17 protein-coding genes are annotated in these 20,416 nt (G+C 73.2%); 8 read left to right on the forward strand and 9 right to left on the reverse strand.

Features of this window, described 5'->3' with window-relative positions; genetic code table 11:
- The 4 genes from AMA02S_RS12115 to AMA02S_RS12130 are packed head-to-tail and all read left to right on the forward strand — an operon-like array spanning position 1 to position 4,059.
- A complete protein-coding gene (locus AMA02S_RS12115) occupies positions 1-1,296 on the forward strand; it encodes an MFS transporter (protein ID WP_067456196.1) in 1,296 nt (431 codons plus the stop codon).
- Positions 1,293-2,318: a 2,3-butanediol dehydrogenase gene (locus AMA02S_RS12120; protein WP_067456199.1), complete on the forward strand. Its 1,026-nt coding sequence runs from the start codon at positions 1,293-1,295 to the stop codon at positions 2,316-2,318. Before AMA02S_RS12115 ends, AMA02S_RS12120 begins: the two co-directional genes overlap by 4 nt.
- Positions 2,315-3,061 (forward strand): SDR family NAD(P)-dependent oxidoreductase, encoded by a 747-nt coding sequence (locus AMA02S_RS12125; protein WP_067456202.1) that lies wholly within the window; start codon positions 2,315-2,317, stop codon positions 3,059-3,061. Before AMA02S_RS12120 ends, AMA02S_RS12125 begins: the two co-directional genes overlap by 4 nt.
- A 59-nt stretch (positions 3,062-3,120) precedes the next feature.
- Positions 3,121-4,059 (forward strand): helix-turn-helix domain-containing protein, encoded by a 939-nt coding sequence (locus tag AMA02S_RS12130; protein ID WP_067456205.1) that lies wholly within the window; start codon positions 3,121-3,123, stop codon positions 4,057-4,059.
- A 60-nt stretch (positions 4,060-4,119) separates the two neighbouring features.
- Here AMA02S_RS12130 and AMA02S_RS12135 read toward each other — a convergent pair whose 3' ends face one another.
- From AMA02S_RS12135 to AMA02S_RS12150, 5 genes are all read right to left on the reverse strand, one after another.
- A complete protein-coding gene (locus tag AMA02S_RS12135) occupies positions 4,120-5,784 on the reverse strand; it encodes a sulfatase-like hydrolase/transferase (RefSeq protein ID WP_157430525.1) in 1,665 nt (554 codons plus the stop codon).
- Between the two features lie 65 nt (positions 5,785-5,849).
- Entirely contained in the window at positions 5,850-7,493 is a 1,644-nt protein-coding gene (locus AMA02S_RS12140; protein ID WP_245667469.1) for an ABC transporter permease, read from the reverse strand.
- Positions 7,490-8,425 carry an ABC transporter ATP-binding protein gene (locus tag AMA02S_RS12145; RefSeq protein ID WP_067456208.1) on the reverse strand — a complete coding sequence of 312 codons (936 nt, stop codon included), beginning with the start codon at positions 8,423-8,425 and terminating at the stop codon, positions 7,490-7,492. The genes AMA02S_RS12140 and AMA02S_RS12145 overlap by 4 nt, the downstream gene beginning before the upstream one ends.
- A gap of 50 nt (positions 8,426-8,475) precedes the next feature.
- Positions 8,476-8,625: a hypothetical protein gene (locus AMA02S_RS41635; RefSeq protein WP_157430526.1), complete on the reverse strand. Its 150-nt coding sequence runs from the start codon at positions 8,623-8,625 to the stop codon at positions 8,476-8,478.
- Positions 8,618-9,313: a TetR/AcrR family transcriptional regulator gene (locus AMA02S_RS12150; protein WP_245667470.1), complete on the reverse strand. Its 696-nt coding sequence runs from the start codon at positions 9,311-9,313 to the stop codon at positions 8,618-8,620. The genes AMA02S_RS41635 and AMA02S_RS12150 overlap by 8 nt, the downstream gene beginning before the upstream one ends.
- 215 nt (positions 9,314-9,528) lie before the next feature.
- Between AMA02S_RS12150 and AMA02S_RS12155 the strand changes: the two genes are divergently transcribed.
- The 3 genes from AMA02S_RS12155 (at position 9,529) to AMA02S_RS12165 (ending at position 12,500) form a co-directional block, all read left to right on the forward strand.
- Positions 9,529-11,457 carry a sensor histidine kinase gene (locus tag AMA02S_RS12155; RefSeq protein WP_067456214.1) on the forward strand — a complete coding sequence of 643 codons (1,929 nt, stop codon included), beginning with the start codon at positions 9,529-9,531 and terminating at the stop codon, positions 11,455-11,457.
- Complete coding sequence (locus AMA02S_RS12160; RefSeq protein ID WP_067456217.1) at positions 11,454-12,131, forward strand: response regulator; 678 nt, start codon at positions 11,454-11,456, stop codon at positions 12,129-12,131. The genes AMA02S_RS12155 and AMA02S_RS12160 overlap by 4 nt, the downstream gene beginning before the upstream one ends.
- 81 nt (positions 12,132-12,212) lie before the next feature.
- Positions 12,213-12,500 carry a hypothetical protein gene (locus AMA02S_RS12165; protein ID WP_067456220.1) on the forward strand — a complete coding sequence of 96 codons (288 nt, stop codon included), beginning with the start codon at positions 12,213-12,215 and terminating at the stop codon, positions 12,498-12,500.
- 115 nt (positions 12,501-12,615) lie between these two features.
- Here AMA02S_RS12165 and AMA02S_RS12170 read toward each other — a convergent pair whose 3' ends face one another.
- Together AMA02S_RS12170 and AMA02S_RS12175 are read right to left on the reverse strand one after the other, a co-directional pair.
- Positions 12,616-13,539, reverse strand: a complete 924-nt coding sequence (locus AMA02S_RS12170; protein WP_067456224.1) for a dihydrodipicolinate synthase family protein — start codon at positions 13,537-13,539, stop codon at positions 12,616-12,618.
- Positions 13,539-14,336, reverse strand: a complete 798-nt coding sequence (locus AMA02S_RS12175; RefSeq protein ID WP_067456227.1) for an aldolase — start codon at positions 14,334-14,336, stop codon at positions 13,539-13,541. The genes AMA02S_RS12170 and AMA02S_RS12175 overlap by 1 nt, the downstream gene beginning before the upstream one ends.
- A gap of 172 nt (positions 14,337-14,508) precedes the next feature.
- Between AMA02S_RS12175 and AMA02S_RS12180 the strand changes: the two genes are divergently transcribed.
- Positions 14,509-15,081: a helix-turn-helix domain-containing protein gene (locus AMA02S_RS12180; protein WP_084265011.1), complete on the forward strand. Its 573-nt coding sequence runs from the start codon at positions 14,509-14,511 to the stop codon at positions 15,079-15,081.
- Positions 15,082-15,092: 11 nt separating this feature from the next.
- Here the strand turns inward: AMA02S_RS12180 and AMA02S_RS12185 are convergent, their stop codons facing one another.
- A complete protein-coding gene (locus tag AMA02S_RS12185; protein WP_067456230.1) occupies positions 15,093-18,548 on the reverse strand; it encodes a CHAT domain-containing protein in 3,456 nt (1,151 codons plus the stop codon).
- A gap of 36 nt (positions 18,549-18,584) precedes the next feature.
- Positions 18,585-20,411 (reverse strand): WD40 repeat domain-containing protein, encoded by a 1,827-nt coding sequence (locus AMA02S_RS12190; RefSeq protein WP_218004916.1) that lies wholly within the window; start codon positions 20,409-20,411, stop codon positions 18,585-18,587.
- Positions 20,412-20,416: the final 5 nt, after the last annotated feature.

Below are 20,416 nucleotides of genomic sequence, written 5' to 3' on the forward strand. Positions count from 1 at the left end.
ATGACGGAGACGCTGACGCGCAGCGCGCGCGGCACCGCCGACCGGTACGAGAACAAGCTGCTGATCGTCCTGTTCCTGGCGTTCGGCTTCGTGTTCTTCGACCGGCAGGCGCTGGCCTTCCTCGCACCGTACATGGACGACGACTTCGGGCTGTCCAACTCCCAGCTCGGCATCCTGTCCGGAGTGCTGGCGCTGACGTGGGCGCTCTCCGGGATGTTCGCCGGAAGCCTCTCGGACCGGATCGGGCGGCGCAAGCCGATCCTCATCGGGGCGGTCCTGCTGTTCTCGCTGTTCTCCTCGGCCTCCGGCCTGATGACCGGGTTCGTCGGCCTGCTGGCGGCACGTGCTCTGATGGGCACGGCCGAGGGCGCGGTGCTGCCGATGTCGCAGTCGCTCATGGTCGAGGCGTCCCGGGAATCGCGGCGCGGCCTCAACATGGGGCTGCTCCAAGGCTCCTCGGCGGGCCTGCTCGGCGGCATCGTGGCGCCGGTGCTGGTGGTCTGGCTCGCCGACACCTTCGGCTGGCGGACGGCGTTCTTCGTCACGATCGTCCCCGGTCTGATCGTCGCCGGTCTGATCACCAAGTACGTGCTGGAGCACCCGCCGGGCAGACGGCCGGAGGCGGCCACCGGTGCGGCGGCATCGGCCAAGGCTGCGCAGGCGGCCAGGACGGCGCAGGCGACGCCGAAGGTGCCGGTCAAGGAGGTGCTGCGGCTGCGCAACGTGGTGATCTGCATGCTGATCGCCCCCTGCTACCTCACCTGGTTCGTCACGCTGATCACCTTCACCCCGAAGTACCTGACGGACGAGAAGGACTGGGGCTCGGGCACCATGAGCGCCGTCATGACCTGCCTCGGCGTCGCCTGGGTGCTGTGGGGCTTCGCGACCCCCGGAATCTCCGACCGGATCGGGCGCCGGCCCGCGCTGATCGGCTTCACCGCCCTCGCGGTGTGCTGCCCGATCGCGGTCGTGTACGTGCAGAGCCCGGTGCTGCTCGGCACGCTGATGATCCTCACCTACACCGGTCTCGGCTGCTTCACGCTGTTCATGGCGACGATCCCGGCCGAGACCGTCCCGCGTGCGGCACTCGCCACCGCACTCGGCGTGATCATGGGTGTGGGTGAGCTGGCCGGCGGGTTCCTCGGCCCGCTGGTCGCCGGCTGGGCGTCCGATACCTGGGGGCTCCAGTCCGCCATGTTCATCGCGGCCGGAGGCGCCGCGCTGGTGGTCGCCCTGTCGTTCGGCCTCCGCGAGACCGCCCCCGCGGTCCTGCGCCGCCGGGGGGTGACCGCGTGAAGGCGGCGGTCTGGTACAAGGCGCGGGACGTCCGGGTGGAGGACGTGCCGTCCAGCGCCCCGGGGCCCGGGGAGGTGGCGGTCGCCGTCGCCTACTGCGGGATCTGCGGCAGCGACCTGCACGAGTACGCCGACGGCCCGCACGCCATCCCGGTCGGCGCCCCGCACCCGGAGTCGGGACGGCAGGCGCCGCTGACCCTCGGGCACGAGTTCAGCGGGACGGTCACCGAGATCGGGCCCGGGGTCACCGGGTTCTCCCCCGGCGACCGGGTCGCGGTCGAGCCGCACTACCGCTGCGGCGACTGCGCGCGCTGCCGGGCGGGCGAGTACAACCTGTGCCGCCACTTCGGGTTCGCCGGGCTGATGGGCGACGGCGGCCTCGCCGAGCGCGCGGTCGTGCCGTCCTACATGCTGCACCGGCTGCCCGACGGGGTGTCGCTGGAGCAGGCGGCCCTGTTCGAGCCGGCGGCGGTGGCGCTGCACTCGATCCGCCGGTCCGGGCTGCGGGACGGGGAGTCGGTCGCGGTCGTCGGCCTCGGCCCGATCGGGCTGCTGGTCGTCCAGCTCGCCGCCCGGTACGGGGCGGGGCGCATCGTCGCCGCCGACCCGTCCGGGACCCGCCGCGACCTGGCGCTGCGCCTCGGCGCCACCGAGGTCGTGGACGCCGGGGGCCTGCCCGCCGGGGACGCCGACGTCGCGTTCGAGGCCGTCGGCACCGAGGGGACGCTGCGCGACTGCCTCGCCGCCTCCCGGCGTGGCGGCCGGGTCGTGTTGCTCGGGCTCGGCGGAACGTTCGCGTTCGACGCGTTCGCGCTGGTCAACAACGAGCAGTCGATCATCGGGACGGTCGGCTACCGGGGCGTCCACCCCGAGCTGATCCGCCTCGTCGCCGAGGAGGGGATGGACTTCACCCCGATCGTCACCTCGACCGTCCCGCTCGCGGCCGTCGTCCGGGACGGCTTCGAGACCCTGCTGGACACGGGTTCGCCCAAGGAGGAGATCAAGGTGCTGGTGCGGCCATGAGCGAGGGATTCGAGCCGGGGCTGTTCGCCGGGCGGCGGGCGTTCGTGACCGGCGGCACGTCCGGGATCGGCGCCGCCACCGCCGTGTTGTTCGCCGAGTTGGGGGCCGAGGTCACCGCGCTCGGCCTGCGCCCCGCGGACGAGAAGGAACTGCCGGTCCACCCGGGCGTCCAGGTCGTGGAGCACGACGTGCTGGACGGCGGCGGGCTGACCGGGCTGATCGCCGACGCGGGCGACCTGGACGTGCTGGTGAACTGCGCGGGCGTCAGCCACGACCGGGACGAGTACGACCTGGAGCGCTGGCGCCGCGTCCTGGAGATCAACCTGACCGCCACGATGATCGCCTGCCAGGCGGCTCGCCCCGCCCTGGCGCGCGGCGGGGACGGGGCGCTGGGCTCGATCGTGAACATCTCCTCGATGTTCGCGTTCACCGGCAGCCGCGACCGGCCCGCCTACAGCGCCAGCAAGGGCGGGATCTCCCAGCTCACCCGCTCGCTTGCGGCCGAGTACGCCGCCGACGGCGTCCGGGTGAACGCGGTCGCGCCCGGTTTCGTCGTCACTCCGCTGGCCAGGGGCCTGCTGGACGACCCGCCCGCCGCCGAGGCCGTCCTCGCCCGGATTCCGGTCGGACGGTACGGGCAGCCGCGCGAGGTGGCCGCCGTCACGGCGTTCCTGTGCTCCCCCGCCGCGTCCTACGTCAACGGCGCCGTCCTTCCGGTGGATGGAGGGTATCTGGCCGTATGACGCCCATCACCGCATAGGCTCCTTCAGAGGACCGCCCAGAGCCCGGGGAGGAGCACGCCATGCCGGCACCCGCACTCATGACCAGCCATGCGACCACCGAGAACATCGATCCGCGCGAGCGCATCGAGTTCTGGGAGGAGTACAACCGCAGGGCACTGGTCGGGCTGTCCTGTACCTCCTACTCCGAGCGGGGGCTGCTGGCACGGCAGTCCAACTTCCAACTCGACGACGTCCGCCTGGCCGAGATCAGCGGCAACGCGCATGCCGTCGAGCGGACCCCGCAGGTCGCCAAGTCCACCCCGAAGGACTCGGTGTTCGCGACGCTGCTGGTCAAGGGCGAGGCGGTCTTCCTGCACGAGAACGGCTGCCTCGCCGCGACCGCCGGGGACCTCGTCGTCTACGACACGCGGCGGCCCTACCTGTTCGGGTTCTCCTCGTCCATGCGGCAGTTCCTGGTGGACATCCCCCGCGACCTGTTCGTCGAGGAGTGCATGGCGGGCGGCGTCCCCGCCCCCATGCTCTTCGGGCGCGGGACGGCCCGGGAGGGCGAGCTGGTCGTGGCGCTGCGCGCCGTCCTGGAGAACCCCGGCTCCGGCGCCCGCGGCGCCGTCCTCGACCTGATCAAGCTGCTGGCCACCGGGCGCTCCGGCGGGCGGCCCGCCCCGGCCGCCTACCAGACCCAGCTGATCATCGCGAAGGACTACATCGAGCGGCACCTGCACGACGCCTGCCTCACCCCCGGCCAGGTCGCGGGCGTGATGGGGGTCTCCGTCCGGCACCTCGGGCGGATCTTCGAGGCCGCGGGGACCACCCCGGCCCGGCACATCCTGGAGCGCCGTCTCCAGCGCGCCCACGCCGACCTCACCGCCCCGGGCGCCACCGGCACCACCATCGCCGACATCTCCTACCGCTGGGGCTTCTCCAGCCAGGCCCACTTCGCCCGGCACTTCCGCACCCGCTTCGGCCGCACCCCCACCGAGGCCCGCACCCAGCCCTGACCGGGGACGGCGTGCCCGGAGGACGTCAGGGCCGCGTACCCGATCTCCTGAGCCGAGCGGTCATGAGCCGAAAGCGGTCAGGAACCGGTCGCGGAACGCGCTCATCGGCCACACAGGGGCGTCCGGGCCGGGCTTGAGGCCGTCCTGCCAGCCCCATCCGGAGATCCGGTCCAGGACACGGCGGTCGCGGGCGACGATGGTGATCGGCACGTCCCGCCCGGCGCCCGGCCCGGTGATCGTCGAGGCGGGCTGGTGGTCGCCCAGGAAGACCAGCACGAGATCATCGTCGCCGTAAGTCCGCGCGTACGAGATGAGGCTGTTCAGCGAGTACTCGATGGAACGCCGGTACTCGTCGCGGATGTGGGCCGGCCACGGCGGGTTCTCGTCGGTGACCATGGAGTCGAAGACCGAGCCGTCCCCGACGTCCTTCCAGTCGACCATCCGGGGAATGGACGCCCACGGCGCGTGACTCGACACCAGCGCCGTCTCGACCATCACCGGCTCCGTCCGGGCCCGCTCGGAACGCTGGATGGCCGAGAGCGTGAACTGGTCGGGCATGGTCGCATAGCTGAAACGGGGCCCGTGGTAGCCGATGTTCCGGGAGTCGTAGACCTTGTCGTAACCGAAGAAGGTGCCCTCCGACCAGGTCCGGACGAGGGCGGGCATCGCCGCCGCGGTCCGCCACCTCGCCCGCTGGAAGGCGCGGTTGAGGGTCAGCCGGTCGCTGCCGACCAGCGTCCGGTACCGCTGCTGGTTGTCGATCCACAGCCCCGACAGCAGCGTCGCGTGCGCCAGCCAGCTCCCGCCGCCCGCCGTCGGCGAGGTGAGGAATCCGCTGCGCGCGGAGAACCCGGCGGCGCGCAATTGTTTCGTCCCGGCATCGAGCACGGCGTCCACCTGCGGCGCGAACTGCGGGTCCTCGATCGCGTCCCGCCCGTAGCTCTCCACGTACGCCAGCACGACGTCCTTGCCGCGCAGCCCGGTCAGCAGCCGGCCGCCCGGCGTGCCCCGGAAGGCGTCCTTGGACGCCTGCTCGGCGAACACCTTCTCGTCCCGCAGGCTCGTCCGCACCTCGCGTGCGTGGTCGAAGGCCAGCACCGCCGTCCCGCCGGACGCGATCGACACCCCCGGGACGAGCTGGGCGCCGAGCGCCGCGAACGCGAGCCAGGCCATCCAGAGAGCCGCGGCCCCGCCCACCGTCTCCCGCCTGTGCTCGGCCGCGACACGACTGAGGCGCAGCACCGACAGCGTCATGAGGACGAGCACGGCGACGGCGAGCACGACGATCCCGACGATCACCGCGATCGCACCGCCCCGGCCGAGCGAGGTGTCGAGGAACTCCACCGCCGGCCCGACCAGCACCCAGTCCAGGACCAGGTCGAACGGCCGGACGAGGACGGCGTCGAACCCCACGTCCACGACCTTCACGATGGTCAGCAGCCCGAGCAGCGCCCCGGCCAGCACCGCCGCCACCCGGCGCGCCCGCGGCGGCAGCACGACGAGGAGCACCGCGCCGACGATCCCCTCCACCGGCACGCGCACGAACGCCCCCGGCGTGAGCCGCGCGTACTCGGTGGGGGTGACCAAGGCGGCGAAGACGAAGACGCAGGCCAGCCCGGTCACCACCCGCCCCACGATCCGGCGCGTCCGCGACCGGCCCGTCAGCTGCCCGTCCGCGGCGCCGCCGTCCTCGATCGCCGTGGTGTCGAGCTGTTCCGTCTTCAACGCGTCCCCCGCAGATGGCCCCTTCACCACCTGAAGTACGTCTCCGAATACTCGCCCGGTTCAGTTCAGCCGAGAGCCAGGTCCCGCCGGCGGAGGGCCGTCAGGCCGGTGACGGTCAGCGCGGCGGTGACCGCCAGGAGCCAGATGATCGGGGTGACGGTGAAGGCGTTGCCGGGGACCTTAGGGACGTGGGTGAAGGGCGACAGGTCCAGCACGCCCTGGGCGAGATCGAGCGTCGTCCCGAAGAGGGTGATGATCGCCGCTGCCGCGACCACCGCCCAGCCCGCGGCGGTGAAGCGGGGGACCAGGCCGTAGATCGCCAGCGTGATCGCCGCGACCAGCCAGACGGCGGGCAGCTGGGCCAGGGCAGCGCCGAGGACGCGGGGAACGTCGCGGCCCAGATCACCCCCGTCCAGCCCGCGGGCGAGGCCCGCCGCCGCGCCGCCGACCGCGAGGACGGCGGCCGAGCCCAGCAACGTGAAGACCAGATGGCTGGCCGCCCAGCGCAGCCGTCCGGTCGGGGTGGCCAGCAGCGGCTCGGCGCGCAGCGCGGCCTCCTCGGTGCGCAGCCGCAGCGTGGCCGACACGGCGTAGGCGGCGGCCGCCAGGCCGAGCATGCCCATCACCGAGGCGAAGTAGGCGTCCACGATGGCGGTCTGGCCACCGAGCCGGGTGAAGATCTTCTCCAGGTCCGGGTTGTCGCCGACCAGGTCCTCGACGCTGCCGGCGACGCTGCCGTAGATGAGGCCGAGCGCCGCGAACCCGGCCAGCCATCCGTACAGCGGACGGCTCTGGAGCCGCCAACCGAGCCCGAACGGCCCGCTCAACCGGGACGGGCCGTCCGCCGGGCCGAGGCGGGGCGGCAGCACCCCGGCTCCGACGTCCCGCCGCGCCGACAGGATCCCGGCGACGGCGATCAGCAGGCCGGTCAGCACGACGATCAGGAGCAGCACCCACCAGCGCTCACCGGCGTAGGGGCGCAGCCGCTGCACCCAGCCGAGCGGCGACAGCCAGCCCAGCCACGACAGCCCGTTGCCCGCGCCGCCGATGTCGGCGGTCAGCCGGACCGCGAACGCGGCGCCGAGCACGGCGATGGACAGCCCCCGGGCGCTGCCGGCACCCTCGGTGAGCTGCGCCGCGATGCCGGCGACGGCCGCGAAGACGCACACGGCGAGGCCGAGTTCCAGCCCGAAGGCCAGCGATCCCGCGAACGGCAGGCCCTGGGCCGTCATCCCGGCGGTGAGCAGGGCGGCGATCACCAGGCCCGCGGCGGACGTCACCGCGAGCGCGGCCGCGAGCCCGGCGCCACGGCCCATCACCGTCGCGCCCAGCAGCTCGCGCCGCCCGGCCTCCTCCTCCGCGCGGGTGTGCCGGACGACCGTCAGGATCGCGATCAGCCCGAGGACGACCGGGATGAAACCCGAGCGCTGCGCGATGATGCCGCCGAGGCTCTTGTCGAACAGCGGCCCGTACAGCGCCAGGAACGTCGGGTTCGTTCCACTGGTGTTCGCGTACCCGACGCGGTCGGCGGCGGTCGGGTAGATCTTCTCGGTCGCCGACACGAAGTTGACCGGGATCAGCGACAGGACCAGCACCCACGCCGGCATCAGGAACCGGTCGCGGCGCAGGATGAGGCGGATCATCCCGCCGGTCCCCGCGAGCGCGACCGCCGCACGCTGCGGGGACGGCGCTCCGGTGACGGCGCTCACGAGGCCGCCTCGGTGGCCGTCTCGGTGGGCGCCTCGGCGGCCGTCTCGTCCTTGTAGTGACGCAGGAACAGCTCCTCCAACGTCGGCGGGCGACTCGACAGGCTCCGCACACCGCTGTCCGCGAGGCGCCGGAGCACCTCGTCCAGCCGTGTGGTCTCGACCTCGCAACGCACCCGCACGCCGTCCACCCGCAGGTCATGGACGCCGGGCAGCTCCGACAGCCCGCCGGGCGGCGCCGCCAGCTCGGCGTCGATGGAGGTGCGGGTGAGATGGCGCAGGTCGCCGAGCGTCCCGCTCTCGACCGCGGCGCCCTTGCGGATGATGGTCACCCGATCGCACAGCGCCTCGACCTCGGACAGGATGTGGCTGGACAGCAGGACGGTCCGCCCGCGGTCGCGCTCCTCCCGGACGCACTCCTGGAAGACCTCCTCCATCAGGGGGTCCAGGCCGGACGTCGGCTCGTCCATGATGAGCAGTTCGGCACCGGACGACAGCGCGGCGACCAGGCCCACCTTCTGCCGGTTGCCCTTGGAATAGGCGCGCCCCTTCTTGCGGGGGTCGAGCTCGAACCGCTCCAGCAGCTCGGCCTTGCGGCGCTTGTCGGTGCCACCGCGCATCCGGCCGAGGAGGTCGATCACCTCGCCGCCGGACAGGTTGGGCCACAGCGTCACATCGCCGGGGACGTAGGCGAGGCGGCGGTGCAGCTCCGTCGCCTCGCTCCAGGGATCACCGCCGAGCAGCCGGGCGGTGCCCCCGTCCGCACGGAGCATGCCGAGCAGGACGCGGATCGCCGTCGACTTCCCGGCGCCGTTCGGACCGAGGAATCCGTGCACCTCGCCGTCCTGGACGCTCAGGTCAAGACCGTCCAGCGCGCGCGTCCGGCCGAAGTTCTTGACCAGGCCGCGGACGTATATCGGAGTGGATGTGGTCACTCGTGCTCCTTGTCGGGGGAGGGCGGCATGCGGCCAGGCCCTCGCGTGGATCACCGGGACCGGTCGAGGGCGTCGCGTGCCAGGGTCGAGGCCGCGCTCGCGGGCGGCGGGTCGGAGTCGGCCTTGCGGGCCGCCGCGTCCGAGGTGGGGATGCGACCGGTCCGCGACCGGCGGCCGCCCGCGACGGAGCCGTCACGCATCTTCGGCCGCCCCCGTGCCCTCGGAGGCACCCTCATCGGAAGGGACGGCGTCCGGGTCGTCCGGCATTTCCTTCAAGGCGGTGCGCGCCTGCTCGACGAGTTCGTCGGAGAGCAGGACGTCCATATGGATGTCGAGTGCGGCCAGCGCGAGGCGCCGGTATCCGGCGGGCGACAGCGTGTTGGCGCCCAGTGCCCGCGAAAGATGTTCGTGCAGGACGACCAGGCCGAAACTCATCCCTATCATCACGGCCGCATAGCCGTGCAGATCATCGGTGGTGGGTTTGGACATCCCCTGGTTGTCCGCCTGGAGCAGTTCCTCGTTGAACTCGACCGCGTCGTCGAAGAGCGTGGCGGCGGCCGCCGAGCCGTCGACCAGCGTCCGCGCGATGTACCGCTGGATCGGTATGCCCGTGCGCATCGCGATGGCCATGAACCCCGGGTTGCCCATCCCGCCGTCCAGCGCCTCCTGCTTGGTACGGCGGAAGACCTCGATCGCGTACTCGTCGCACGTCTGCCGCAGCCTCTCCTTCGTCCCGAAGTAGTGCTGGACCAGGGCGGGTGAGACGTCGGCGGCCCGGGCGATGCCCCGGATCGTCGCGCCGCGCTCCCCGTGCTCGGCGAACTGCGCCATCGCCGCGGTCCTGATCCGCACCCATGTCGTCTCTTCGGACGCGGTCTCCTCCGCCACCACCGTCACCTGCCTGTACAAGCGTCCAATAACGTCACGATGCGATCATCGTACGCTTGTACAGTAGATGGAACAAGCGACTCCATCTGAAAGGTCGATACGGGCGGAGGCTCGCTCCGTCCCACGCGGCGAGAGTGCCGGTCGATGGCACCAACAGGGTCGCCGGACTCGAACAGAACACCCCAGAACGGGTGAGTGACCCCTAAGGTCGTCATGTGCGGGCGGACGGGGACGTCGGACGGTGGCGGCGCGCCGCCGACTGGGGAGTTCCGCTGCTCCTCATCGCCGTCCAGCTCCCGGCCACCTGGCTGGTGACCGACGCCGGCGGCGCGCCGCTCGGCATCCGCGGCTGGACGGTCGCCGCGATCGCCGTGGTGACCGCATCGGCGGCCCTGGTGTGGCGACGGGTCGCTCCGGTACCGGTGCTGTTCGCGACGGTCCTGATCAGCGCGGCCGGCGTGCTGGCGGTCGGCAACCCGGACGCGGTGGTCGGCGGTGTGTCCGACGTGGTCGCGCTGTACTCGCTGGCGGTCCACCACGGACCGCGCCGTGCGGTCGCCGGCTGCGTGGCCGCGTTCACCGTCGCCTTGGCCGTCTCGCTGCGATACGCGCCCAGCCCGGCCGAGGTGCTGTACAACGAGGTGCTGGACGGCTTCACCTACCTGGGCGTCACCACGCTCGGCCAGGTCCGGCGGCAGCACAAGGCCGCGCGGGGGCGGCTGCGCGACCGGCTGGCCGGCATCGAGCGGGAGCACCGCGCGGCGGCCGCGGCCGAGCGCGAGCGGCTGGCCCGGGACGTGCACGATGTGGCGGGCCATCACCTCAGCGCCGTGGTCGTGCACAGCGGCGCCGCCGCCCACCGCGACGACCGCGAGCTGACCCGTCAGGCGCTCAGCGTCGCCGCCGACACGGGCCAGGAGGTGCTGAGCTCGCTGAGCCGGCTGGTGGACGAGGTGACCGCGCCCGCACCGGACGGCGGGCTCAGGACGCTGCTCCCCCCGCTGTGCCACGGGCTGGTCCGGCTGGGCGTCCCGGTGTCCCTGACCGTGGAGGGACGTGCGCGCGAGCTGCCCGCGGAGGTGACCACCGCCGCCTACCGGATCGTCCAGGAGTCGCTGACCAACGCCATGCGGTACGCGTCCGGTGCGCCGGTGCGGGTGATCGTCCGCTACGGTCCCGGCGTGCTCGCGGTGGACGTCGAGAACGGGGCGCCCGGCGGCGCCCAGGTCCCGGCGCTGGGCGGCCGGCGGGGCATCCGCGGCATGCGCGAGCGGGCGGAGGGGCTCGGCGGCGTCCTCGACGCGGGCCCGGCCCCGGGGGGCGGCTGGTCGGTCGTCGCGCGCCTGCCGACCACGTCCTCGTCCGGGCATGGCCGGGGCTGGCCGGAGGTCCTGGACGCGGTGACGCTCGCGTTCTACGCGGCCCTGCCCCTGCTGGGCTTCCTGCCGCCGGAGGCGCTGGTACCGGTCCTGCCGACCGGGGGGATTCTGCTGGTCGTGGCCGCGATGGCCGGCCGGGTCGTGCCGCTGTGGTGGCGGCGCCGCGCGCCGTACGCCGCTCTCGCCGCCCTCACCGTGGCCGACACGGTGTGGGCCGTCGCGTGCACGCTGTGGTCGCCGGACCTGCTGGCGCTCTTCGTGCTCTTCTGCCCGGCGCAGCTCGTCATGGTCTACTCCGCCGCGGCCTACCGCGGCGCCTGGCAGGCGTGGCCGGCCGCTTTCGTCGCGCCGCTCCCGTGGGGAATCGGGCTGGGCCTGTCGCTGGCGACCGACCCGGAGATCGGCGACCCCGTCGCGTTCGTGTTCGGGCTGGTCTTGGCCGTCCTGGTCACCATCCCGCTGACGGCGGGGGCGTGGGCCTGTGGCGTGGCGGCCGCGCTCAGGAGCCGCCGGTGGGGGTTCGCCGAGCTGGACACCGCGACCGCCCGCACGAGCCGGGCCGTCCACGCCGAGCGCAGCCGCGTCGCGGTCGGGTTGAGCGGTACCGTCCTGGATCGAACCGCCCGGCTGGTACAGGCCGCCGAGACGGGCCTGGCCGGGACCGACGGCGACGCGCGGGAGGCCCTCCGCGTGGTGACCGGGCAGGCACGGGCCGCCCTGACCGACATGCGGGCACTGCTGGACGCGATGGAGGAGACGGCGTGAGCATCCGGGTCCTGGTGGTGGACGATCAGGCCATCGTCCGCGCCGGCTTCGCGGCGATCATCGACGGCGAGCCGGACATGACGGTGGTGGCCCAGGCCGCGGACGGCGCCGAGGCGCTGCGCGCGGTCCCCGAGCACCGTCCCGACGTCGTCCTGATGGACATCCGGATGCCCGGTGTGGACGGGCTGGCCGCCTCCAGGGAACTGGCCGCGCTGAACTCCCCCGCGCGGGTGCTGGTGCTCACCACCTTCCACCGCGACGAGTACGTCTTCGGCGCGCTGCGCGCCGGCGCGTCCGGCTTCCTCCTGAAGGACTGCGCGCCCCAGGAGCTGGTGGACGCCATCCGCACCGTCGCCGGGGGCGAGGCATTGCTCGCCCCCGCCGTCACACGCCGCCTCATCGACGCCTTCGCCACCGGCGTGATCACCCCGCCGTCCGGTGACGAGCGCCTGGACCTGCTGAGCCCGCGCGAGCGCGACGTCCTCGTCCAGCTGGCCCAGGGCCTCAGCAACATCGAGATCGGCGCCGCCCTCGGCATCCGCAACGCCACGGTCAAGACCCACATCAACGCCCTCTTCGGCAAGCTCGGCCTGAGGGACCGGGTCCAGGCCACGATCTTCGCCTACGACGCAGGTCTCGTCCGTCCCGGCCAGGGCCCTCCACCCCAGGGTTGACCCCCACCCTGCCGGACGGTCGAGCACGGTACCTTCCCGCGCACGAAGCGTGGGCGTGCTCCGGCGCGATTCCCTTGAACAATGCAGAAGCAGCAGCCGCCGTCCGACGGGGAAAGCCCGCACGAGGGTCTCAGCCCATGGTGGGTGGTACCCACCGTCCTCATCGCATCGGCGAGGCTCGTCAGGGCCGCCACGAACGGCACGGCCTGGGACAGGACATCCCTTGCCCTCGCCGTCCTCGCGCTCATCGCCATGGTGACCGTAGCGATCATGGCCGTCCGGCGCCGGGACTACGGGACGCTCGGATGGATCGCCGCGGGCACGCTGGTGGCCGGGATCACCGACCGCGTCCAGGTGGACCCGTTCTGAGGAACGCGGGCGTCATCACGCCTCCCGCCGGGTCCTCATGCGCAAGGCAACAGGTGTCCCCTGAAACGCCGGTGGTGTGGGATGCCGGGTTTCCCCGGCCCACCTCCTCACGACGTCATCCGCCGGGCAGGGCCGCCGCGGTCAGTGGGTGGGCGTCGAGCCGGTCGAGCAGTTCGCGGAGCCGACTCGTGTCCTCCGCCGGCAGCGGACGCAGCGGCGGGCGGGGCGGGCCCGCGTGGCGGCCCTGGATGTCCAGCCCCGCCTTGACCGTCCGGGGCAGCCCGCGGTCGACGATGAGCTTCAGGAACGGCAGCAGGGTCGCCAGCAGCGCGTCCGCCCGCTCCGGTGGTCCGTGCAGCGCAGCCGTGTGCAGCTCCAGGCACCATCGCGGGACCAGGCAAGCCGCCGCCGTGCACCAGCCGGACGCGCCGGCCCGGAACGCCTCCAGCGCGACCGGGTTACTCCCGTTGTAGACCGACAGCGCCCCCTCGGACATGTCCAGGATGTCGCGGAAGCGCGCGACGTCGCCGGAGCTCTCCTTCACCATCGTGATGGCGGGAATCTTCCTGGCGAGGGCGACGACGGTCAGCGGCGGCAGGTCGACGCCGCTGGTGCCCGGGTTGTTGTAGAGCATCACCGGCAGGTCGGTCGCCGCCGCCACGGCCGCGAAGTGCTGCTCCAGCTCGGCTTCGGTCAGGCTCCAGTACTTCTGGGCCAGCACCATGATCGCGGTGGCGCCGTGGCGCTCGGCGAGGCGGGCGCGCCGCACCGTGGTCTCGGTGCTCCAGTGCGAGACGCCGACCACCGTCGGAACCCGGCCCGCGACGGCGTCCAGGGTCGTCTCGCAGACGGCGTCCCATTCGGCGTCACGGAGATAGGCGCTCTCACCGGTGCTGCCGAGCGGGGCGATGGCATGGCAGCCGGCGTCGACCAGCTCGCCGGTCAGCCCGCGCAGCCTCTCCAGGTCCAGCTCCCCCGTGTCGGGGACGAAAGGGGTGACGGGGTAGCCGATGATCCCCGCGACCGGCGGTACCGCCATCAGATCTCCGTCCCTTCGGCGACGCAGTCGGGGTGGGCGCGCAGGGCCCGGCGCGCGTAGTAGGCGAAGTTGGCCTGGTGGCGCCGGTCGGTGGACGTCCAGTCATGGGCCTCGCGCGCCAGTTCCGGCGGCAGCGGCTGGATGGTCCCGGCCGCCATGGCGAGGAGCTGGAGGCGGGCGGCCCGCTCGATGAGGTTCGCCAGGGTGCACGCCTCCTCGACGGTGGCGCCCGTCACGAGCTGGCCGTGGTGGGCGAGCAGGATGGCCCGCTTGTCACCGAGCGCCGCGGTGATGATCTCGCCCTCCTCGTTGCCGACGGGCACGCCCGGCCAGTCCTTGAGGAAGGCGCAGTCGTCGTAGAGGGGCGTGGTGTCCATCTGGGAGACCACCAGCGGGACCTCCAGCATGGCGAGGGCCGCGGTGTGCAGCGAGTGCGTATGGACGATGCAGTTGACGTCCTCGCGCGCCCGGTAGATCCAGCTGTGGAACCGGTTGGCGGGGTTGGGCATGCCCTGCCCTTCGAGGACGTTCAGATCCTCGTCCACGAGCAGCAGGTTCTCCTCGGTGATCTCGTCGAAGCCGAGGCCGAGCCGTTGGGTGTGGTAGGTGCCCTCCCGCGGCCCGCGGGCGGTGATCTGCCCGGCGAGCCCGGAGTCGTGGCCGCCGTCGAACAGGATCCGGCAGGTCAGCGCCAGCTTCTGCCGGACGGTCAGTTTCGAGTCGCCGAAGTGCTCGCGCATCTGCCGCTCGGCGCGGCCGACGACCACGTCCTTGGTGTCGTGCAGTGTCGATGCCATGTCCGCTTCCCTTCCCAAGTGAGGAAACTTCGATCACTATATGACACAGGGTTTCCTCGAACAAGAGGTGCTTGGGCGACGCCCTGGCCTGGGATATGTCCCCATGACGCCATACTTGGACTCCCGCCGGGCCGTCCCCCGGCCCCCCGGAACGGCGTGAAAGGCGGCCACGGTGATCAATCGGGTGCGGGAGCTGCGCAAGGAGCGGCTGATGACGCTGGAGACGCTCGCGGAGCGCGCCGGCGTGACCAAGAGCTACCTGTCCAAGGTCGAGCGCGGCCAGAGCACGCCGTCGATCGCCGTCAGCGCCGCGCTCGCCCGCGCCCTCGGCATCTCCCTCGACAGCCTGTTCGTCGACGCCGAGCAGCTCGCCGACGTCACCGTGACGCGAGCCGGCGAGCGGCGTCCCCTCACGCCCGCGGACGAGGCCGGCTCACGTTACGAGGGCATCGCGCTCCAGGCCAGCACCAAGCGGATGACGCCCTTCATGCTGTACCCGCCGCACGACGCCGGCCCCGTGCCCTTCCGGGACCATCCGGGGGAAGAGTTCCTCTTCGTGCACCAGGGGCGCGCCGAGCTCCTCTTCCCGTCCCGCTCCGTCGAACTGGAGCCGGGCGACTCCGTCTACTTCAAGGCCACGACTCCGCACAAAGTCCGCTCGCTCAGCCCGGAACGCGCCACGATCCTGCTCATGATCTGCGACGACCGCGACGGCCCCGACACCCCGCACCCGCACGTGCCCTGACCGGTGAACCGTCACGGACCGCTGTGGACGAGCGGGGCCCACAGATCCGGGCGGTCCGGGTGTTCGTCGCGCAGGCCGAGCGTCACCTCGTGCAGGACGGACGCGGCGTCGTCGGCGACCGGGGTACCGGGAAGCCGCTGGTAGAAGCGCTGCGCGGCGGTCACGGCGACCTCGTCGGCGAGGGGCCAGAGGCTCGCCACCACGTGCCGGAACCCGGCGAACTGGAAGGCCGAGGCCAGGTGCAGCACCTCGTCGGCGTAGCGGGTGCCGTGGTTCGCGGTGGAGCAGGCGGACAGGTAGGCCAGTTCCGCGCCGGCCAGCCGCAGCCCGCCGATCTCGGGCAGCCGCAGCGTCCTGTCGTGCAGGCGCAGTCCGCTGTCGGCCTGCGAGACGGGATCGGCGACGGCGTGGCAGGCGAAGTGCGCCCAGGTCGCCTGCCCGAGAGCGGACAGGACGCGTCCGGCGGTGGCCTGTTCGTCGGTGAGCGCCGGGCCGTCCAGCAGGGCCGCTTCGCGTGCGGCGCCGGGCAGTTCCGGGAGCCCCGGGGTGCGGTGCAGCGCGACGGTGAGACGGCGGCGGGAGGTGGCCTGGGGGCGGTCGCGTGCGTCGCGCAGCGCCCGCAGAGACGGCACGAAGGACGACACCATCGCATCGAGCGCGCCCGGCTCTCCTGGACGCCCCGCGGCGTGCAGCGGAAGGAGGCTCAGCAAGCCCGTGGGCAACCACCACACCCGCGCCCTGTCGTGCGGGCAGAGCGGGCGGAGCGCGCGGGCGATCGGTTCGACGGCGGTGTCCCACAGCCAGCGCAGAACCTCCGGGACGACGCGGCGCCGACGCAGGACGCCGGCCAGGGAGAGGCCGCCGTCGACCGCCCCGAGCAGCGCCGCGACGCGCGCCTCCACGTCCGCCGGCCGCAGATCGGGCAGCGCCACCGCGACCGGATCGCCGTCGGCACGGACGATTACCGCGTCGCCGCGGCCCCGCCCGGCGTTGACCAGCACCACGTACCCGCCCGCCGCGGCGGACCGCAGGTCGGCGAGCCGCGGCGCCGCCAGGAAGTCGCCGAGACCGGGAAGCGCGCGGATGCCGGCGAGCAGCGCGTCGTGGTCGGCCCACCAGCGTTCGCGTTCGCCGGCCGGGAAGTCCGGCGTGTTGAGCCGCTCGCACACCCAGCGGAACCGCTCGGCCAGGCGCGGGTCCCGCTCCTCCAGTCCGGCCAGGTCGGCGCGGGTGTTCGCCTGGCTCGCCAGCAGGACCCCGCGGCCCAACTCTGCGATCTCCACCGCGCCCATGGCGTCACCTACGGCGCAGTGCGCGGCCACGCCCGTCCCGACGAGGCCGACGTGCGCGCCGAGCCGGTGCTGCTGATCGGCCCAGTCCGCCTGGCGCGGGGCGACCGAGGGCAGCAGCGCGGCGGCGCCGTCCAGCAGGGTCACCGCGAGCCGGTCGTTCCCGGCGGCCTGCGCGAGCGCGCCGGCCGCGTGGTGCGCGGCCACCCGGTCGGCGGGGGCCGCCTCCCGCGCCTCGACCACGGCCGCGGCCAGCCCGCGCAACCGCTCCGGTTCCGGTGGAGGCCCTCCGCCGGTCAGACGCTCAAGGTAGGCGGCGCACAGCCCGGCGACGAGACCCGCCCGCCCCGGATCGCCGACCGGGACGCTCGCGAGCGCGCGCTCACCGAGGTCGATGGCCGCGTCCACGTCGGCGGACGCGCGGGTGAGGCGGTGCCGGGCCAGCCGCGCGCCCGCGAGGGCGGCCAGCCGCTGCGGGAGGTCGATGTGGCCGGCGGGGGTGGCGGCCACGGCGTGCTCGCCGAGGTCGATCGCCCTTTCCAGGGAGATCCCGCCGTCCGCATCCGCGTGCCGGCCCCCGTGCCCGCGTCCGTGCTCGTGGCGCTGCTGATAGGTGGCGGCGAGCCGTGCCTGCCGTCCGGCGAGCGCGACGCCGCTGTCGCCGGTGCCGGCGAGCGCCTGCTCGCCGAGCTCGATGGCGCGGTCGAGGTCGGCGGCGTCACCGGAGGCGCGGTACCGCTGCCGGTAGGCGCCGCCCAGCAGCGACGCCCACTCCGGTAGACGGTCCGCCGCGCCCGCCACGACCTGTTCTCCCAGCTCGATGGCCTCTGCGAGGTCAGCGAGCACGCCGGTGCGGGTGTAACGGGTGAGGTGGGCCCCCGCCAGTTCCATGGCCGCGCCGGCCCGTCCGGGATGGTCGGACGGGATCGCGGCGAGCGCCCAGGCGCCCAGCGTCGCCGCCCGATCCAGGTCGGGGCCGGTGCCGGTGCTCAGGTGCCGCCGGTGGAGCGCGGCGGCGAGCCCGCGCAGGACGTCCGGCCGCTGCGGATTCCCCTCGGGCAGCGCCGCCAGTGCCTGTTCCGCGAGGTCGACGGCACGGTGCACGTCGTCCAGGGCCCGCCCATGCTTGTGCCGTTCGAGCAGCACGGACGCGACGGCCGCGAGGTGGACGGCACGCTCCGGATCGTCGTCCGGCAGGGCCGCCACGACGCGCTCGCCGATCTCGGCCGCCCGCCACAGATCCGCCCGCGCCCCGGAGCGTTCGTGGCGGCGCAGCAGCGAGCGGCTGAGGCCCACGAGGACGCCGAGGTCCGTCCCTCCCCCGGGCAGTGCCGCGGCCCGCTCCGCCAGGCCCACCGCGTGCTCGATATGCGCGGGTTCGCCGGTGTGCTCGTAGTGCTGCCGGTAGACCGCCCCCAGGTCCGACAGGAGGGTCGGGTCGGCGCCCGCCATGTCCAGGACCTGCTCGAACAGGTCGATGACGCGCCGCAGATCCGCCGCGTCCCCGCGCAGCCGGTACCGGCACCAGAACGCGTGGGCGAGGTGGGACCACGGCTCGGTGGACTCCTCACCGTGCGCGACCGCGATCGCCAGGGACTCCTCCCCCGCGGCGACGGCCTGGTCGAGGTCGGCCACGGTGCCGTCGCGCTCGTGCCGGCGGCGATGGGCCAGGCACAAGTGCGACATCCGGGCACCCCGGACGAGGCCCTGCCGCGGCGCCGCCCTGGCGGCCGGCGCCATCAGCAGGATGCCCGCGTCCAGCAGAGCCGGGTCGCTTCCGTCACCCGCCGACGCGCGCAACAAGACCGCTCCGGTCTCCGCCTGGTCCTCGGCCTGGGTGAACCGCCCGACCAGGGTGTTCACGTCCAGCGGGACGGCGTAGTAGTCGTCGGCGACGGGTTCCAGGCACAGCAGGGCCCTCGCCAGATCGGCGAGCCCGCGCCCCTCCCCCGCCGCGCGGTTCCGCAAATGATGCAGGCGCCCGAGCGCGACGCTCCCCGCCGTGAACTGCGCTTCGAGCCAGCTGGACGCCGTGTCGAGATCGACCGCACGGACCGCCGTCCACAACGCCGCGGCGTCCCGGTCCACCTCAGCGGAGAAGAGGAGGCCGCGGTCGCGCGTCACCTCGTACTCCCTGGCGACGGCCTCGGCCCTCGCGGTCAGGTCGTCGATCGGCATCCGCTGCCCCCTGTGTCGTGAAACCGCGGTGAACGGCTACCGCTCCGGGTCCAATCGCAGGACGCGCGCCGGGCTGTCACCGCTGCGTCCGGCCGCGAGCAGAAGCCCGCCGTCGGGCCGGGCCACGAGGTCCACGGCCTGCGGCAACCCGCCGGTCGCGTGCTCCACCGTGGCGAGCACGGCGCCCGACTCGACGTCCCAGGCCAGGGTCTCCCGACCGCTGGTGGCGGCGACGACCGCGCGCAGGTCGGGCAGCACGGCGAGCGCGACGTCGGAGTCGCCGTCCTCCGACACCGGGAAGGTCCGGACGGCCCGCCCGGTGTGGCCGTCCCACACGTGCAGGGTGCGTCCGGCGACGGCCGCGACCCGGAACGAGCGGTCGGCCAAGGTCGTCACGGCGACCTCGGGCATCCGCGAGATCGCGCCGCCGGTGTCGATGCGGAACTCGTGCAGCTTCGTCCTGGTCGTGGCGTCCCAGACGTGGACGGCGGCCGTTCTCCAGTCGTCGACCGCGGCGGCGACGCACACGTGACCGTCCGACAGCACGGCCGTGGCCACCGACCACACCAGGTGGACACGGGGCTCCCCGACCTCGAAGCCGCCGATCGACAGCTTCGTCTCGGCGTCCCAGAGGCGCACCGTCGCGTCGTCCCCGCCCGTGACCAGCCACGGCACCTCGCCCGGCGGGGACGCCCAGGCGACGGAGTTGACGGGCCCGTCGTGCGCTTCGATCTCCTGAAGCGCCTCTCCCTCCCGCGCCGACCAGATCCGGGCGAGACCGTCCTTCCCGCCGGTCGCCAGGACGGCCCTGCCGTCGCCGAGCACGGTCAGCGCGACGGACAGGACCCATTCACTGTGCCCGGACACCCGCTGGACGCTCTCACCGTCGCCGACGCCCCAGACGTGGGCGCCGTCGTCATGCGCCGAGGCCAGCAGGCGGCGTCCATCGGGCAGCGCGGCGAGGGAGAGCTCGTTCGAGCGCAGTTCCTCGTCCGGGACCGTCCAGGCGTCCGGGGTCACGTCCTGGACGCTCACGGACGGCCCCCAGGACCTGGGCTCGGCCGTCATCGCGCCCACCGGCCCCGCCGCGGCGCCGAGCCCGGCCGTCCTCGGCCATTTCATGCGCAGTGGCAGCCCGTAGAGGCGGTTGTATTCGTCCAGGTCACCTTTGTCGAGGGCGGTCCCGTCCGGAAGGACGACCAGATCGCCGGACCGCTTGGACTTGCGATCCACCCGTATCTCGACGATGTCGCAGGACTTGTACGGGAACTCCTCGTCCCAATGGGCGTACACGGACTTCTCGTATTCCGCCTCGGCCACCCTCCGATCGAGATGATCGACCGCGCGGTAGTCCGATCCCGGATCGAGGGCGGTGGCGACCAGATGGCGCCGGGTCCCGTCGAGCGGATCGTCATAGGCGACCAGCTCGATGTATCCGCCGAACAGTGTGTGGGTCTCGGTTCTGCGCACTGTCGTGCCCGCGCTGATCGCGGCGAGGTACAGCTCCCAGAGCCGATCCTTCTGATCGCCCCAGCACCCGTGCAGGCTCTCCTCGTCGTTGATGTCGTAGAGGACGCGCGAGCCATCGGAACGGCGCACCGCCAGGAACGGCGCCGCGTCGACGGCGGCCTGCTCCCACCGGCCCTCGTGCCGGCCCATCAGCCCGCGCGCCGCGTCCCAGGCGGCCTGCCTGCCGTCGAACGAGCGGGTGCCGAAGGCCATGTGCCGGACGTACCATCTCCCGTCGGAAAGCGTTCCGACCTGGATGTTCACGGCACCGTCCATAGCGCCGGAATCCTTCAGTTCCCACTGCATGACGGGCCGATACAGCCCGTCCTCCAGGGCAATGTCCTCGGGCTTCACCCGCA

It is taken from the genome of Actinomadura macra NBRC 14102 (genome assembly GCF_001552215.1).
Lineage (GTDB): Bacteria > Actinomycetota > Actinomycetes > Streptosporangiales > Streptosporangiaceae > Spirillospora > Spirillospora macra.

What these genes read in the sequence shown, in the direction of transcription:
- AMA02S_RS12115 (WP_067456196.1), top strand. Translation starts at nt 1, where the DNA reads ATGACGGAGACGCTGACGCGCAGCGCGCGCGGCACCGCCGACCGGTAC.
- AMA02S_RS12125 (WP_067456202.1), top strand. Translation starts at nt 2,315, where the DNA reads ATGAGCGAGGGATTCGAGCCGGGGCTGTTCGCCGGGCGGCGGGCGTTC.
- AMA02S_RS12130 (WP_067456205.1), top strand. Translation starts at nt 3,121, where the DNA reads ATGCCGGCACCCGCACTCATGACCAGCCATGCGACCACCGAGAACATC.
- AMA02S_RS41635 (WP_157430526.1), bottom strand. Translation starts at nt 8,625, where the DNA reads ATGCGTGACGGCTCCGTCGCGGGCGGCCGCCGGTCGCGGACCGGTCGC.
- AMA02S_RS12165 (WP_067456220.1), top strand. Translation starts at nt 12,213, where the DNA reads ATGCAGAAGCAGCAGCCGCCGTCCGACGGGGAAAGCCCGCACGAGGGT.
- AMA02S_RS12170 (WP_067456224.1), bottom strand. Translation starts at nt 13,539, where the DNA reads ATGGCGGTACCGCCGGTCGCGGGGATCATCGGCTACCCCGTCACCCCT.
- AMA02S_RS12175 (WP_067456227.1), bottom strand. Translation starts at nt 14,336, where the DNA reads ATGGCATCGACACTGCACGACACCAAGGACGTGGTCGTCGGCCGCGCC.
- AMA02S_RS12185 (WP_067456230.1), bottom strand. Translation starts at nt 18,548, where the DNA reads ATGCCGATCGACGACCTGACCGCGAGGGCCGAGGCCGTCGCCAGGGAG.